The organism is Nocardia takedensis NBRC 100417 (assembly GCF_000308695.1).
GTDB lineage: Bacteria > Actinomycetota > Actinomycetes > Mycobacteriales > Mycobacteriaceae > Nocardia > Nocardia takedensis.
Genome location: NZ_BAGG01000068.1, coordinates 88152 through 103201, shown reverse-complemented (window position 1 = coordinate 103201; position 15050 = coordinate 88152). Strand labels below are relative to the sequence as shown.

The following is a 15050-nucleotide window of genomic DNA, read 5'->3' as shown; positions in this document are numbered from 1 at the left end:
CACTCGCGAGTCGAGTGTCCGCCACCCCGGCGACACCGCTCGTCCACGCCCGCCGCCCGAGACGCCCGGCAGCGGTGGCCGAATCGTTGGTGATCTTGATCTCATCCACGGGAAGCGCGGCGCGACAACGACATTCAGGTTGCCGGCCGGTACATTCCGCGCGACGATTCGATTAACGTCGAGTGGTGCTCGGACATTCTCATGCGACCAGCGGCGCGTTGGCCTGGTCGGGGGCGGCGGTCGCGCTGCCCGTCACGGTGTTGACCTATCCCGTCGTCCAGGAGGGAACCGGCCACCTCGGCATCGTCGAACTGCTGCTCGGCACCTTCCTCACCGCCGGGGCCGCGTTACTGCCCGACGCCGACCACCCCAAGAGTTCGATCGCCCACGTCCTGGGCCCCGTCTCCTACGTGCTGTGCAAGATCATCGCGAAACTGTCCGGCGGACACCGCAAGGGCACCCACTCGCTGCTGTTCGTCGCCGTCGCCTTCTGCGCCACCTGGGCGGGCGTGCACTGGCTCGGCCGCCCGTTCGCTCTCGCCCTGGTCTTCTTCCTGCTCGCGCTCGCCGTGCGCGCCCTGCACCTGGGCCCCGGCGGCGACGGCGTGCGCGCGTGGGGCACCGTCGTCGTCCTCGCGGTCTGCGGCACCTTCGTCATGGATCACTGGCTCGCCGACAAACCCTCGTTCCTGCCGTTCGTCGTCGCCCTGGGCGCGCTGACCCACATCCTCGGCGACTGCCTCACCGACCGCGGGTGCCGCCTGTTCTGGCCGCTGGATTTCCGTGTGCGCCTGCCCATCATCGACCGCACCGGCAACAAGATCGAGACCTGGGTGATCTCCCCGCTGTTCGTCCTCGGGACGCTCGCACTGCTCTGGTACGCCATCACCCGACAGCCGTGAGGACCGTGGGGTCGGACCACAAACCCGACCCCACCCTACCTCTCCCCTGCCCCACCAGGCCCGATCCGCAGTTTACTTGACGGCCGGTAAGGCGTTCTCTACCGTGCGGACGAGGGGCGGAACGACCGACGGAGGCGGGGAGATGCCGGACATCAGCGTGCTGTGGTCGGAGCGGTCCACTCCCCCGCCCGTGCCCCGAGGCGTCGCCGAGGACCTCGATCTCGATCGCATCCTCACCGCCCTGGTCGGCGCGGACCCCTACGCACTGCGCGACTGGTTCACACGGCCACTGCTCGACCCGGACAAGTTGCGCCACCGCCGAGAGGTGTTCGAGAATCTCGCCGACGACGCCGTCCTGGCCGTCCTCGAGGAGTTCGCCGACCGGATGCGGCGTGTCCGCGCACTGCGAACCCGCCGAGAACTTCTCCAGCATCCGCTCCAGCGGAACCGCTGCCACCTGCGGGCCGCCGCGGACTACGTCGATGCCGTCACGCGCTCGGCCGAGGCATTGCACGCCGTGCCGCTCTCGGCCCGCGCGCTGCTCCGTTGGCGGGAGCACCTCATCGCCTACGTCGCTGGTCCCGAGTTCACCCGCCTGGCCGCCGACGCACGAGCGCTGACCCGGGCACTCGATCAGGTGCGCTACGACCTGCGGATCGTGGACCGCACGGTGGAGGTGTCCCCAGCGGGCGACGCCCCCGACTACAGCGCCGCCATCACGAACCTGTTCGCCCGCTTCGGTTCCGGCCCGCCCCGCCGATCGCACCCCGCACCGGGTTCGATCGAGCCGAACCACATGGACGAACAGATCCTCGAACAAGTCGCCGCCCTGTACCCCGCCGAGTTCCGTCACCTGACCGAATTCGCCCGCGACCACGCCGACTTCCTCGCCCCGCACCTGGTCACCTTCGATCGCGAGATCCAGTTCTATCTGCACTACCTGGCCTTCCTCCGCCGACTCGACACCCCGACGTGCCTGCCCGCCCTCGCCGTCCGTGGCACCCCGGTCTACGCCGAGGACGCCAAGGACCTCGGCCTGCTCGTCGAAGGTGTGGCGGTGGTGGGAAATTCGTTCAGCCTCTCCGGCGCCGAACGCGTGCTGGTGGTGACCGGGCCGAACCAGGGCGGCAAGACGACCTTCGCCCGCACCTTCGGCCAACTCGCGCACTTTGCCGCTCTCGGCTGCCCGGTGCCCGCTCGCGAAGCGTGCCTGCCGCTGCCCGACCGGGTGTTCACCCATTTCGAACGACCCGAACGGCCCACCGACCCGGACGGGCGTCTCGCCGAGGAACTGGGCCGCCTGCGTGACACCCTCGCCGCCGCCACCGCCGACAGCCTGATCATCCTCAACGAGAGTTTCAGCGCGACGGGGACCGCCGACGCCGTGCGGATCGGGCGTGCCGTCCTGGACCGGATCGTGGCGCGCGGCGCGATCGCGGTGTGGGTGACCTTCTTCGACGAACTCGCCCGCGGCGGCCCCGAAATCGTCAGCATGGTGGCGGCCACCGATCCCGGGGACCCGGCCCGCCGCACCTACCGCCTCGAGCGCCGCCCGGCCGACGGACTCGCGCACGCGGTCGTTCTGGCCGAGCGATTCGGACTCACCGCCGACCGCGTCGCCGCGAGGATTCCGACGTGCGGGTGAATCTGCTGTGGCCCACCGGCCACGACCCGGCCCCGACCCCGGCGACGCACGGCGACGCCGCCTTCCACGACCTCGGGATCGACTCCCTCTGTGCCGCGATGGCACGGGACGACCCCATCGCCCTCGCGGCGATCCACGCGGTGCTCGCCGCGCCGGTGACCGATCCCGAGGTGATCCGCCACCGCCACGCGGTCCAGGCCGACTGTCACGCCCACCCCGACGCCGTCCGCGCCCTGCACCGCATCGCCGTCGAGGCCGGACAGGTCAAGCGCTGGAAGGTCGGCCCCGCCCACCAGGCGAACGGCAAACTGCTGCTCGCGCTGCGACCGCTCACCGACCTGGTCGCCCTGCTGCGGCGCCTACGCGCCGCCTGCGACCGTGACGGCCACCTCTTCGACTCCGCCGGATTCACCGACCTCGTCGCGACCGTCGCCGCCGAACTCGACGACCGCTATCTCGACACCCTCGACGCCCAACTGGCCGCGATGGACTTCGACCACGGCGTCCACCTGAGCGCGGGTCTGGACGCGGACAATCGCGTCACCGACCTCGTCCTGCACGACCCCGTGCACCGTCGCCGATTCGGACGCCGCACGGGCCGGACCTTCCGGGTGATCGAGGAACCGGACCCGGAATTCGACCCGCTCACCCGGTTGCGCGGCCGCGCGATCCGGGTGGTGGCCGACGTCGTCGCCGAGGCGACCGACCACGTCCAGGACTTCTTCCATACCCTGCGCGCCGAACTGTCCTTCTACCTGGGCTGTCTCGCCCTTCGTGAACGTCTCGAGCGCGCGGGCGTGCCCACCTGCCTGCCGGACCCGCTCCCCGCGGGCCTGCGCTGTACGGGATTGCGCGACCCCGCGCTGTGCCTCACCGATCCGGGACCGGTCACCGGGAACGATCTCGTGGCCGAGGCGGTGACGCTGCTGGTCGTCACCGGGGCCAACAGCGGTGGCAAGACCACGATCCTGCGCGCGCTCGGCGCCGCGCACGTCATGATGCAGGCCGGCATGTTCGTCCTGGCCGAACGATTCGAGTCCGCCGTCACCGCGGGCGTGTTCACCCACTTCGTCACCGGCGAGGACCGCACGCTCTCCCACGGCAAACTCGTCGACGAACTCGACCGCATGAGCCGCACCGTCGACCGACTCCGCCCCGGCGCGCTGCTCATGTGCAACGAATCGTTCTCCGCGACCGGCGAACGCGACGCCACCTCGATCGCCACACCCCTGATCGAAGCGCTTCTCGCCGCGGGCGTACGCGTCGTGTTCGTCACCCACCTGTACGAATACGCCCGCGCCCGGTACCTCGCCGACCATCCCGGCGACCTGTTCCTGCGCGCCGGACACCGCCCCGACGGCACGCGGACGTACCGCTTCACGCCCGGACCGCCCGAATCCACCAGCCACGCGGTGGACGTGTACCGGCGCGTCTTCGGCCGCGATCCGCACCTCACGACTCCCTGATCGGCTGTCCGCGAGAGCCCTTTCCGTCCTCAGCTGGTCTTTGGCGATGCAGGTGGTCTGAAACTCCGAGCAGCAGAGGCAGGCACTCATGCTTAGATGCGCATATCTACGTATTCCGATGTTTAATTTACTCGGTGTGATCCGGTCCGGGAGGGCCGCGCGCGGAGCTACCCTGACGCCATGTCCGCCGGATCGACGATGCAGCCCCGACGTTGGACTCCCCCGCCCGCGACGGGCCGTGTCCATCGGACCAGCAGCATCCCTCCCCTCCCCCCGGTGCGCCGGATCGAATTGCCCGCGGCGGGCCCGGAGGACGTGGTCCTCGCCCCCGACGGCACGCTGATCGTCGGCACCGACGACGGCGCGATCCTGAAGGTCGATCCGGCCACGGACACCGTCACCCCGCTCGCGAATACGGGCGGACGGCCGCTCGGCCTGCACGCCGACCCGGACGGTCGGGTGTTGATCTGCGATTTCGAGCGCGGCTTGCTCGAACTGACCCCGGACGGCGAACTGACCGTCCTGGTGGACGAGATCGATGGCGAGCGATTGCTGTTCGCCAGCAATGTCGTGCGCGACGCCGACGGGACGATCTATTTCTCCTCCTCGAGCGCGCGGTGGTCCCTGGCCGACTACAAAGGCGATCTGCTCGAGCATTCCTGCACCGGACGGCTGTTCCGCCGGACTACGGAGGGGTCCGTCGAAACCTTGGCGGACGGTCTGAAATTCGCGAACGGCGTGGTGCTGGCCCCGGATCGCAGTTGCGTGCTGGTCGCCGAGACGGCGGGTTACCGGGTGTCACGGCACTGGTTGAGCGGACCGCTGGCGGGCACCACGGATCTGCTGGTGGAGAATCTTCCGGGGTTCCCGGACAACATGGGTCTGGGCAGCGACGGACTGGTCTGGATCACCCTGCCGTCGCCCCGCGATCCGCTGCTGGACCGCCTGCTGCCGCGGCCCGGCCTGTTCCGCAAACTCATCTGGTCGTTGCCCGAGCGTGTGCATCCGAGACCGAAACGCACCGTGTGGGTCCAGGCGGTGGATTTCGACGGGACGCTGGTGCACGATCTCCAGACCGAGGGCACGGACTATTCGATGGTCACCGGAGTGGTCGAACTCGACGGCACGTTGTACCTGGGCAGTCTCGGCGAATCCGCCGTGGCGGTGTCGCACCTGCCGTCGAGTCGACCGGCGTGAGGTCGACCGGGGCGATTCAGCCCCGGGTGACCTCGAACAGCTTCTGCCGCAGCCAGGAGATCGGGGTCGCTCCCCCGCCGACCTGGTAGCTCGGGTAGCTCTGGTGGATGCCGGATTTGATGAAATCGTCCACCTGGCGGCGCCGCTGCTCGTAGGCGGTGTTGTTGAGTTGGTCCGACAGCAGTCCCAGTCCGCCCGCGGCGAGCGCGTCGTTGATGAGCGCGCCCACCTGGTTCTGGTAGTCGCCGACCCTGGCCGGGTCCGGGTTGGACAACTGCGCGGCCAGACCGGCGATGCGCCCGGCGAAATCGCCGTCGGGCATGGAGCAGTACAGATCGCCGGAGGCGCAGAACGTGAAGGTCTGCGGGCTGACCCAGCCGAAGCCGCCGATGCGAGGTCCGCCCGCGCCCGCGCCGAGCACCGGCGGGCCGATGAGGTTGTCCACCGGGGAGCGTTTCGGGTCGGCGATCAGGCCGACCAAGGAGATCTGGGCGGGTGCGGCCGGGCCGAGCCCGGTGCCGACCTCGGCGGCGACGTCACCGGCGGCGTCCGCGCCCTGGCTGTACCCGAGCAGCGCGATCCGGGTGCCCGCGCATTCGCGCGACATGGCCGCCACGAGACCGCGCGTCTTGTCGGTGGCCTCCTGCTTGGAGCGCCCGTAGACGTCGCCTTCCCACGGGAACGCGGTGGCCGCGTAGTGGACGTAGTCGACGCGGACGTCGCCGGGCAGGCCGTCGGTGACCATGGCCAGCATCCCCTTCTCCGGTTCGGAGTTGGAGGTCTCCCAGGTGCCGGGCACCGCGACGACGTAGTCGTCGGGGCACGGCGCCGCGGAGGCGACGGGGCTCCCGCCGACGTGCAGGACCGCGGCCGTCAGTGCGGCCGCGCAGGCCGCCGTACTCATCTTTCGTCGAATGACCATGGTCTTCTCCGTGTCTTCACCACCGGGTGCCATCGGATGCGACACCCGCTCCGGACGGGCATCGGTGGATGCACCTCCTCAGGAGCATCCACTGAACTGCGTGAGAATATCTATTAACATACCGGAAACGAGAGGGGTTCGCGGACGTTTCCCGGCCCCGACAATAGCCTTCCCAGCTGCGATGACCAACTTTCGACGGTCCCCGGCCTGTCCACTGTGACATGCACTCGTTTCGCATCAATCACCCGATATGCGACGGGCGGTGAACGCCCCGATTCGGACCTCCGGCATCGGCCCGACACAACACACACCGCCCCGCTTCGCGCGGCTTCGAATTCCGGCACGACCAGAACTCCGGATAACTTAGCTGGCTACCAGCGTGACGTCGCAGCCGTGCGAGCCGTGAAAACCGAAGGAGCGGACCGCAACATCGCCGACCGCGTACGCGTCCGGAATCCGCTATCCCCCACCGCTGACCGGCCACGGGCGGCGGTGCGACAATCGAGCACGGCGCCGGAGCAGAGGCCCCGGCCGGACCAAGGACGGCAGATGACTCTCGATCACGGCGACCCGGGCGACGCCCCCTCGGTTCCCGCCCCGACCGCCACGGTGGTCAACCCGGCTCGACCGTCGGCGGCCGAGGAGGCCAGAACCGTTGCGGCCTCGACCAATTCCGCGACGCTGGCCAGCCTCAGCGACGACGGCACGCCGTGGGCCTCGTTCGTCACCTACGGACTGCTCGACGGGCAACCCGTGCTGTGCGTGTCCCGAATGGCCGAGCACGGCCGCAATCTGGCGAACGACCCGAGGGCCAGCCTGGCGGTCGTGGAACCGAACGGTCCCGCCGATCCGCTGGCGGGCACCAGGATCACGCTGGCGGGCGTCGTGGAACGCCCCGAAGGCGTCGAGGCCGAGGCGGCGCGCGAGGCGCATCTGGCGGCGGTGCCCGCCGCGCGCTACTACATCGACTACAACGATTTCTCGCTGTGGGTCCTGCGGGTGCGACGCGTCCGCTGGGTCGGCGGCTACGGCCGGATGGACTCGGCGAGCGCCGAGGACTACGCGGCGGCCGAACCCGACCCGGTCGTGCCCGGCGCGGCGGGCGCGATCACCCACCTCAACGAGGATCACGCCGATTCGCTGCTGGCGATGGCGCGCGTGCTGGGCGGATTCCCCGACGCCACCGAAGCGCTGTGCGAGCGCGCGGACCGCTACGGCCTGGATCTGCGGGTCACCACCGACCGCGGCGTCGCGCGGACCCGGGTGGGTTACGAGACCCGCATCGATGCCGCGGCGGAGTTGCGCGCGGCGACGGTGGCGCTGGCACGGCGCTCGCGAACGGAGTGAACCCTCCGGTCAGTGCGTGAGGACCACCTTGACGGCGACGACGACGGCCGCGACCAGGGTGAGCCCGCCCGCGCCCAGGATGGTGGCGCGGGTGGGCCGTTGACCGCGCAGGCGGACGATGACGAACACGATGCCGCCGATGCGGGCGAGGATCGCCAGTTCGGCGAGCAGTTGGGCGGTGCGCGGTTCCAGCCAGCCGGGCAGCGCCGCGCCCAGGATCGCGCACGGTAGCAGCGCCGAAGTCAGGATGGGCACCGAGTTGCGCACCTCGCGCCAACGCTCGGCGCTGGTCAGCGAGGTCCCGGTGGTGACGCTGCGGCCGACCGATTCGGCGAAGACGTGCGCGATGAAGGTCGAGATCGCTGTGCCGAGGACGATCAGGATCCCGACGTGGGTTAGGGTGGTGACGATCGGCACCAGCGCGGTCAGGACCAGGATGTTGCCGTAGATGTAGGCGCTGATACGTCCCGCGGCGTCCGCGCGGGTCAACGGTCGACCGCCCATGAACAGCGGACCGTGCAGCCAGGTGTCGGTGTCGGCGTTCATCGGGTTCGAGTATTCCGTCATCCGCGCGTCGAATCCGCCGCGGTGATCATTTCGTGCCTATCGTCGTATTCACGCGCGTGGAATACTCGGTGCCGCCCACGCAGGCCCCGTGAATTCGCTCTCCCCGATATCGCCTCCGATGTTGCGCAGGTTCTTCCCTCGAATTCAGGAGTTGCCGATGTTGTTCAGGAAATGTGTGTACGCCCTCGCCGCGGGATCGGCCGCGCTGGTGACGGTCACCGGGTGCGGTTCCGACGACGAGGCCGACAACGCCGCGACGACCAGTGTGTCGGCCGCCCACACCTCGGCGGACCACTCCGCGCACTCGAGTGCGGCGGCCACGGCGTCGGCGGCGGTGAGTTCGGCGCTGGACGCGGCGCGCGAAGGGATCCAGAACGTCATCAACGCGGCGCTGGCGGCGGCGCCGATCACCTTCGACGCGGGCAGTTCGGATCTGGGCACACTCGACGAGGTGACATTGAAGGCGGTCGCGGTTCCGTTGCAGGGCAACGACACCCGGATCGAGGTGAAGACCTGGGCGCAGGATTCCGATGCCGACAGGGCCAAGGATCTGGCCGAGGCGCGCGGGTCCAACATCGCCGCGGCGCTGGAGGCCGACGGTATCGATCGCGGCCGGATCACGGTGCGGGCCGAGGGGAATCCGAAGGAGTCCGACGTGCAGGTCGATCAGGCCGAGATCGAGGTCGTCGGCGCGTGATCCCGTCCCGTCGAGCCCGGTCGGGGTCGACGGGTCCTCGGGTCGGTCCCGCCGTGCTCAGCGGGGCGCGACGGCGTCGGGGAAGCGGTGCTGGAGTCGGTCCATGTAGCGTCGGACATCCTGTAGTTCGGTTTCCAACCGTCGGGTGGCGGCGCCCGCACCGGCGGTCATGGCGATCTCGCGGGTGAGGGTCCTGGCCTGCATGCTCAACAGGTGCAGGAATACTCGGGCTTGGGCGCGGTCGGCGTCGTCCATCGATCTGGGCCGATCTGTCGGGGTTCGGTACGGGCTGCCCCGGTTTCCCTCCGTCGTGGTCCTCGACTCGTGGAAACCGGGTCGGACGCTACCCGGTGGCCGCCGGGGGCCGGAGCGGATCGCGAAGAATCGCAATGACATCGAGTTCTTTCTTGACGACGCCGAGCGGTGATGCTTAGTTGGGGGTGACAGAATTAGAACGTGTTCCAGTCTTGACGGGTCGTCGCCGCCGAGACCACCGGATGAAAGGCGATCCCGATGCGATTCACCTATGCCGAAGCCATGATCGACCCGTCGTACTGGGTGCCCCTCGCCCAGGCCGCCGAGGCCGCCGGGTATTCGTCGATCACGGTGGCCGACAGCATCGCCTATCCGAAGGAATCCGACGCCACCTATCCCTACACCCCGGACGGCAATCGCGAATTCCTCGAGGACAAACCGTTCATCGAGGCATTCGTCCTGTCGGCCGCCATTCTGGCCGCCACCACGACCCTGCGCGCCACCCCGTTCGTGGTGAAACTGCCGATCCGCCCGCCCGTGCTGGTCGCCAAACAGGCCGCCTCGCTCGCGGCCCTGAGCGGCAATCGTTTCGGATTCGGCGTCGGCATCAGCCCGTGGCCCGACGATTTCGACATCATGGGCGTGCCGTTCGAGAAGCGCGGCGCGCGGATGGACGAATGCGTCGACATCGTGCGCGGACTGTGCGCGGGCGGATACTTCGAGTTCCACGGCGAGTTCTACGACCTCCCGCCGATCAAGATCAGCCCCGTGTCCACCGAACCCGTGCCGATCCTGATCGGCGGACACAGCAAGCCCGCGCTGCGGCGCGCCGCCCAGCGCGGCGACGGCTGGATGCACGCGGGCGGCGATCCGGCCGAACTGGACCGTCTGCTCGGCGAACTGGCGAAACTGCGCGCCGAATACGGCACGCGCGAGGACTTCGAGATCCACGTCATCTCGCTGGACGGCTTCACCGTCGACGGCGTCAAGCGTCTCGAGGACAAGGGCGTCACCGATGTGATCGTCGGATTCCGCAACCCGTACACCACCGATCACGACACCGAATCCCTCGACACCAAGATCACCAACCTGAGTCGCTTCGCCGAACACGTCATCGCCAAGACCAACGGCTGAGTCCGCCCCGCAGGACCGCGTCGCCGACTTCGAGATCCACCGCGCCGTCACCAGTGCGCGCGGGACCGTCGTTTCCCGCGCACGCGCCGCCCGCACGTGCGTACGCTCGGCACCGGTACGGCTCCCCGCGCGATCCGCCCGACGTCGCGGGGTCGCGCGATCCGCGGGCGACGGAGGTGTCATGAGGTTGGCGGCGCGGTTGAGCGAACTGCTCGACGGAACCGTGCGCGGTATCGCGGATCTGGGCGCCGCCCACGGGTGCAGCCTGCACCGAGCGGTCCTGTCCGATGGACGCGACGTGTTCGTCAAAGCCGCCGTCGACCGCGACGAGGCCCTGGCGGCCGAAGCGCGCGGCCTGCGCTGGCTGGCCGAACCCGTCCCCGCGGCGGTCGCGCCCGTGCTCGCGCTCGGCCCCGGTCTGCTGGTGCTGCCGTGGCTGGCCGAGGCCGAACCCACCGCCGCGGCCGCCGAACGCCTCGGCCGCGATCTGGCCGCCGTGCACGCCGACTCCCCCGCCGCGTTCGGCGCGCCCTGGGACGGGTGGATCGCCCGACTCCCGCTCGACAACACCGAGACCGCGCCCGGGAGCGGCACGTGGGCGCGCTGGTACGGCGAACGCCGCCTGGCACCCTTCCTGCCCGCCGCGGCACGTCATCTGCGTGCCGACGGCGTCCGCCTGGTGGAACAGGTGATCGCGCGGATCGAGGATCTCGCGGGCCCCGACGAACCCCCCGCCCGCATCCACGGCGACCTGTGGGCGGGCAACATCCGCTGGAGCGCCGACCGCGCCCGGCTCATCGACCCCGCCGCGCACGGCGGCCACCGCGAAACCGATCTCGCGATGGCCGCGCTGTTCGGGACGCCGCACCTGGACCGCATGCTGGCCGCCTACCGGGAAGTGCGCCCGCTCGCCGACGGCGCGGCCGAGCGCGTTCCCCTGCACCAACTGCACCCGTTGCTGGTGCACGTCGTGCTGTTCGGCCCGTCCTACCGCGAACGCGCCCTCGCCGCGGCCACCGCGGCATTGGCCGTCTGAGCGCGGAACAGCGCCCGCTCGAACGACGGTGCGGCATCACCGCGTCGATGACAGCGCGGGAGCGCCCGCGCTGTCCACACCGCGGCGCGAGTGTCGTTCAGCCCGAGGTGAGGGCCGCGCGGGTGGCGTCGTCGGCGGGCAGGAACGTTTCGATCGCCAATTCCGCGACCGTCACGTTCATCGGCGTGCCGAACACGGTGGTGACGCTGAGCAACGCCAGTTCCATCCCCGCGTGCCGCAACCGCAGCGGGACCACCGCCTGGTCGGGTTCGGGCAGGCCCGGATCGTCCTGTCCGCCCGGATAGTCGCGCAGTTCGGCGCGCAGCGCCACGAGTTCCGGTGCGCCGCTCACCTCGATCTGGCGGGTCAGTCGCGCCAGGACGTGGCCGCGCCACTGCGCGAGGTTGACGATGCGCCCGGCCATCCCGCCCGGATGCAGACTCAGCCGCAGCGCGTTGACCGGCGGGCGCAGCAACGCGGGATCGACACCGGCCAGCAGCGTGGCGACACCGGCGTTGGCGTCGACGATGTTCCAGGTCCGGTCCACCGCGAGCGCCGGATACGGGTCGTGACCGCGCAGGATCGCACCGACGGCCGCGCGCACCGAATCCATCGCGGGGGTGTCCAGATCCGGTTCGGCGTAGGCGGGGGCGTACCCGGCGGCCAACAGCATCCGATTGCGTTCGCGCAACGGGATGTCGAGGTGTTCGCACAGGTGGGCCACCATCGCGCGACTCGGCGTGGCGCGACCGGTCTCGATGAAACTGAGGTGCCGGGCCGAGGTCTCGGCCCGGCCCGCCAGTTCCAGTTGACTCAGTCTGCGTTCGAGCCGCCAGTGCCGCAGCAGGTCACCGGCCGTCTGGGTGCGCATCGTCCCGATCCTAGGAACCCGTGGGCCGCGCCGCGATTACCACGCGGGTAATGGACGGCGCCTACCTCCCGGGTAATCGACCCGCGAACCTCGCGGGGATGATCATCGGCGGGAACGAAAGGACGCTCCGATGACCACGACGACGCACCACGCCTTCGACACCGATACCGCCGCCACGGCGGTCGGTGACCACGAATACGCCCTGGACCTGTCCGATCGCTGGATAACCGGTGCGGGCACGGCCAACGGAGGCTACCTGCTCGCCGCCTGTCTGCGGACGCTGAAGAACGAGATCCCGCACCCCGATCTGCTCTCCGCCTCGGCGCACTACCTGCGCCCGGGCCTGGCCGGTCCCGCCGTCGTCCGCACCGAGACCGCGCGGATCGGGCGGCGCACCGCCACCGGCGCGGCGACCCTGCTGCGCGAGGACCGTGAGATCCTGCGCGTGCTGGCCACCTTCACCGACCTGTCCGCCGCCCGCGGCGCGACCATCGAACGCGGCGCGGCGCCGGTCCTACCGCCGCCGCGCGACTGCGTGAATCCGCTCGCGGAGCGGGGCGTCGACGGCTCGGCGATCGCGCGGCGCGTCGAATTCCGGATGGCCGAGGTGCCCGGCTTCTTCCGCGGCGAACCCGGCGGCACCAATGTCGCCGAATTCTGGCTGCGTTTCACCGACGGCCGCGAACCCGACCCGATCGCGCTGGCCCTGCTGGTCGACGCGGCCCCGCCCGCCGTGTTCGATCTGGGGATGTCCGCGAGTTCCACCATCGAACTCACCGTGCACATCCGCCGCCGTCCGGCCCCGGGATGGTTGGCCTGCCGGGTGCGCACCAACCATCTGGTCGACGGCTTCCACGAAGAGGATTTCGACGTCTGGGATTCCACCGGGGCGCTGGTGGCCCAGTCGCGCCAGTTGGCGATCATCCCGTAGTCGGCCATCCCGTAGTCCGCCTCGGGCCAGTGAACTACCGTGGGATTCGGCCGACAGGGGGTGGTGCGACCGTGGATCTGGCCGAGCACGTCATACGGACCCGCGGCTGGATGTGGTGACCGCCCGGATCGACTGATCCGGGCCGCGCGGATCGATGCCGAATCGTGATGTGGCAGGCGGTCTCGTGACCCGGTCGCCCCGTAGCCGACCGTCCCCCACCGAATTCGAGGCGGGAGACGGCCGGACCGGAAGCGAGGGGGACGGTGGTTACGCGCCCGCCGGGGCCGGGATTCAGTGAGCGGCGGCGCGATGGCCGCCGACGCGCACGGGCGCGCTACGGGGGACGGCGGTTTCGCGCGCGGCGCCCACCGCGCCCGCGTCCCGGAGGATGGCGACGACACGGGTCCAGGTCGGACCCTGGGCGATGGTGCGGGGAATCCGCAGTGTGAAGACCATGCAGCCCTCCTGATTCGAGAGATCCAGCGGCCGGATAATTCCGACACCATTCACGGTAAACACCCGGCAATCGAAATGCCAGATATCCACCAGTGAATCATGATGCATCATCGTAACGATCGATGACCCCACCCGCACGCCGTCGAGTTCTCAACGGGCGGCGGGTATCCAACGCAACCACCCCCTCGCCGCCGATGGTCCCCGGACCGGGCCGCCGGGTGCACGGTGAATCCACCAGCCGGAATTCACCCACTCGATCATCGCCACCGGCTATCTCCGCGGTCGACACCGATCCCCGAATACCGACGTGCGCGCTCATCGAATATCCACGTTCGGGTTGTGGACCGATGTTCCTGGGCGGGCGATGCCGTGCGCGCCCGGCGGTGCGCCGAGTTCGCTTGCGACAGTGGTTCGTCGCGACCTCATGACTCGAATGATACTGCGGAACAGCGCTTTCCATCACCGAACACCGATCCGGGTCGCGGTCGATCCGCGCCGCGCGTCGCCCCCTCCGGCCGGGATGAGACCGACCGCCACCGGTTTTCGCCCGCCCGGGCCCGCGTCGCCACGCGCGCGGTCGATCCGGGTCGTGACAGCGCGATCGATCACCGAGGCGAGCCCGAATCCGCCTGTCCGTACCAGACAGGCGGACCGCGGCGGGGTTCCGGTGTGCCCGGACCGTGCGGGCCGAACCGGCGCGCCGAGGTCTCAGTCGACCGAACGGAAGTGCCGCAGAAGATGTTCGGCGACCGCGCCCGGACGCTCGGCGTGCAGGAAGTGTCCGCTGCGCGGCACGGTGACGGACTCGACGCCGACGCCCGCGGCCAGCGCGCGCTGCAAGCCGGGATGGACGCACCCGTCGTCGGCCCCGAACAGCGCCAGGGCGGGCAGATCGCCGGTCGGAGCCGACATCACCCGGTACATCTCACGGGTGCGCGGACGGTGGGGGCTGAACAGCGCGCGGTAGTACCGCGTGGCCGACCACCCCAGATCAGGGTCGGTGAACACCGCGCGGACCGGGGCGAAACTGTCCTCGGTGATCGCCCAGCCCGGCGACCACCGCGCCCAGATCGCGCGGACGAGTGCGGCGTCGGAGCGGGCCAGCAGGCGCGGGGCGGCCGCGGACTGCATCAGCCCCATGTAGGACGACATCGCGGTCTGGCGCGGCAGATACGGCAGCGCCGCCCGAAGGCCCGCGCTGCCGCCCATCGGCGGCACGGCCAGAGTGCTCACCGAACGCCACTGCGCGGGCGTGGTTTTCGCCAGCAGCACCGCGGCGATGGCGCCCCAGTCGTGGCCGACCAGGTGGGCCGGGCCCGCGCCGAGATGGACCTGCCAGGCGGCGATGTCCTCGGCGGCGGTGAGCACGTCGTAATCGGCGTCGCGGTCGTGGCTGCCGATGGTGTAGCCGCGCAGCCAAGGCGCCACCACCTGGTAGCCGGCGGCGACCAGCAGGCGCGCGACCTCGTCCCAACTGTGCGGGGTGTCGGGGAATCCGTGGACCAGCACCACCGGCGGTGCGGCGGGATCGCCGAATCGGCGGGCGGACAAGCTCAGGCCGTCGCGCGGCAGGGTGAGTTCGCTCGGGGTCATGTCGTCCTCGTGGTCCCGGTATCGCACGCGG

Annotated in this window: 15 protein-coding genes; 9 read left to right on the top strand and 6 right to left on the bottom strand. The window is 70.2% G+C overall.

Features of this window, described 5'->3' with window-relative positions:
- Positions 1 to 185 precede the first annotated feature (185 nt).
- From ON30_RS15170 to ON30_RS15155, 4 genes are all read left to right on the top strand, one after another.
- Entirely contained in the window at positions 186 to 902 is a 717-nt protein-coding gene (locus ON30_RS15170) for a metal-dependent hydrolase (RefSeq protein ID WP_040707778.1), read from the top strand.
- 142 nt (positions 903 to 1044) lie between these two features.
- A complete protein-coding gene (locus tag ON30_RS15165; protein WP_040707690.1) occupies positions 1045 to 2547 on the top strand; it encodes a MutS-related protein in 1503 nt (500 codons plus the stop codon).
- Entirely contained in the window at positions 2538 to 4013 is a 1476-nt protein-coding gene (locus tag ON30_RS15160) for a MutS-related protein (RefSeq protein ID WP_040707689.1), read from the top strand. Before ON30_RS15165 ends, ON30_RS15160 begins: the two co-directional genes overlap by 10 nt.
- A 276-nt stretch (positions 4014 to 4289) precedes the next feature.
- On the top strand, positions 4290 to 5210 hold the full coding sequence (locus tag ON30_RS15155; RefSeq protein WP_245554054.1) for an SMP-30/gluconolactonase/LRE family protein: 921 nt from the start codon (positions 4290 to 4292) through the stop codon (positions 5208 to 5210).
- A gap of 16 nt (positions 5211 to 5226) precedes the next feature.
- On the opposite strand, the gene ON30_RS15150 is transcribed toward ON30_RS15155, so the two are convergent.
- Positions 5227 to 6132 carry a cutinase family protein gene (locus tag ON30_RS15150; protein ID WP_083911421.1) on the bottom strand — a complete coding sequence of 302 codons (906 nt, stop codon included), beginning with the start codon at positions 6130 to 6132 and terminating at the stop codon, positions 5227 to 5229.
- A 549-nt stretch (positions 6133 to 6681) separates the two neighbouring features.
- On the opposite strand from ON30_RS15150, the gene ON30_RS15145 reads away from it, so the two are divergent.
- The gene (locus ON30_RS15145; protein ID WP_040707688.1) at positions 6682 to 7479 is read left to right on the top strand and encodes a HugZ family pyridoxamine 5'-phosphate oxidase; all 798 of its coding nucleotides are present in this window, start codon (positions 6682 to 6684) and stop codon (positions 7477 to 7479) included.
- 9 nt (positions 7480 to 7488) lie between these two features.
- Here the strand turns inward: ON30_RS15145 and ON30_RS15140 are convergent, their stop codons facing one another.
- Complete coding sequence (locus ON30_RS15140) at positions 7489 to 8025, bottom strand: hypothetical protein (protein ID WP_040707775.1); 537 nt, start codon at positions 8023 to 8025, stop codon at positions 7489 to 7491.
- Between the two features lie 178 nt (positions 8026 to 8203).
- Between ON30_RS15140 and ON30_RS15135 the strand changes: the two genes are divergently transcribed.
- The gene (locus ON30_RS15135) at positions 8204 to 8743 is read left to right on the top strand and encodes an OmpA family protein (protein WP_040707686.1); all 540 of its coding nucleotides are present in this window, start codon (positions 8204 to 8206) and stop codon (positions 8741 to 8743) included.
- A gap of 57 nt (positions 8744 to 8800) precedes the next feature.
- Here ON30_RS15135 and ON30_RS15130 read toward each other — a convergent pair whose 3' ends face one another.
- Positions 8801 to 8998, bottom strand: coding sequence for a hypothetical protein (locus ON30_RS15130; RefSeq protein ID WP_040707685.1), 198 nt, complete (start codon positions 8996 to 8998; stop codon positions 8801 to 8803).
- A gap of 258 nt (positions 8999 to 9256) precedes the next feature.
- On the opposite strand from ON30_RS15130, the gene ON30_RS15125 reads away from it, so the two are divergent.
- Both ON30_RS15125 and ON30_RS15120 read left to right on the top strand, forming a co-directional pair.
- Positions 9257 to 10132 carry a TIGR03619 family F420-dependent LLM class oxidoreductase gene (locus ON30_RS15125; RefSeq protein ID WP_040707684.1) on the top strand — a complete coding sequence of 292 codons (876 nt, stop codon included), beginning with the start codon at positions 9257 to 9259 and terminating at the stop codon, positions 10130 to 10132.
- A gap of 181 nt (positions 10133 to 10313) precedes the next feature.
- Positions 10314 to 11168, top strand: a complete 855-nt coding sequence (locus ON30_RS15120; RefSeq protein ID WP_040707683.1) for a fructosamine kinase family protein — start codon at positions 10314 to 10316, stop codon at positions 11166 to 11168.
- Positions 11169 to 11265: 97 nt separating this feature from the next.
- Here the strand turns inward: ON30_RS15120 and ON30_RS15115 are convergent, their stop codons facing one another.
- Positions 11266 to 12039, bottom strand: coding sequence for a helix-turn-helix domain-containing protein (locus ON30_RS15115; protein ID WP_040707682.1), 774 nt, complete (start codon positions 12037 to 12039; stop codon positions 11266 to 11268).
- Positions 12040 to 12169: 130 nt separating this feature from the next.
- Between ON30_RS15115 and ON30_RS15110 the strand changes: the two genes are divergently transcribed.
- Positions 12170 to 12970, top strand: a complete 801-nt coding sequence (locus ON30_RS15110; protein ID WP_040707681.1) for a thioesterase family protein — start codon at positions 12170 to 12172, stop codon at positions 12968 to 12970.
- Positions 12971 to 13261: 291 nt separating this feature from the next.
- Here the strand turns inward: ON30_RS15110 and ON30_RS15105 are convergent, their stop codons facing one another.
- The gene (locus ON30_RS15105; protein WP_157183743.1) at positions 13262 to 13516 is read right to left on the bottom strand and encodes a hypothetical protein; all 255 of its coding nucleotides are present in this window, start codon (positions 13514 to 13516) and stop codon (positions 13262 to 13264) included.
- Between the two features lie 618 nt (positions 13517 to 14134).
- Positions 14135 to 15019 (bottom strand): alpha/beta fold hydrolase, encoded by an 885-nt coding sequence (locus ON30_RS15100; RefSeq protein ID WP_040707773.1) that lies wholly within the window; start codon positions 15017 to 15019, stop codon positions 14135 to 14137.
- Between the last annotated feature and the right edge of the window lie 31 nt (positions 15020 to 15050).

Coding starts and splice junctions, on each gene's coding strand:
- ON30_RS15150 (WP_083911421.1), bottom strand. CDS start 6,132: ATGGTCATTCGACGAAAGATGAGTACGGCGGCCTGCGCGGCCGCACTG.
- ON30_RS15120 (WP_040707683.1), top strand. CDS start 10,314: ATGAGGTTGGCGGCGCGGTTGAGCGAACTGCTCGACGGAACCGTGCGC.
- ON30_RS15140 (WP_040707775.1), bottom strand. CDS start 8,025: ATGAACGCCGACACCGACACCTGGCTGCACGGTCCGCTGTTCATGGGC.
- ON30_RS15145 (WP_040707688.1), top strand. CDS start 6,682: ATGACTCTCGATCACGGCGACCCGGGCGACGCCCCCTCGGTTCCCGCC.
- ON30_RS15100 (WP_040707773.1), bottom strand. CDS start 15,019: ATGACCCCGAGCGAACTCACCCTGCCGCGCGACGGCCTGAGCTTGTCC.
- ON30_RS15115 (WP_040707682.1), bottom strand. CDS start 12,039: ATGCGCACCCAGACGGCCGGTGACCTGCTGCGGCACTGGCGGCTCGAA.
- ON30_RS15165 (WP_040707690.1), top strand. CDS start 1,045: ATGCCGGACATCAGCGTGCTGTGGTCGGAGCGGTCCACTCCCCCGCCC.
- ON30_RS15125 (WP_040707684.1), top strand. CDS start 9,257: ATGCGATTCACCTATGCCGAAGCCATGATCGACCCGTCGTACTGGGTG.
- ON30_RS15135 (WP_040707686.1), top strand. CDS start 8,204: ATGTTGTTCAGGAAATGTGTGTACGCCCTCGCCGCGGGATCGGCCGCG.
- ON30_RS15130 (WP_040707685.1), bottom strand. CDS start 8,998: ATGGACGACGCCGACCGCGCCCAAGCCCGAGTATTCCTGCACCTGTTG.
- ON30_RS15110 (WP_040707681.1), top strand. CDS start 12,170: ATGACCACGACGACGCACCACGCCTTCGACACCGATACCGCCGCCACG.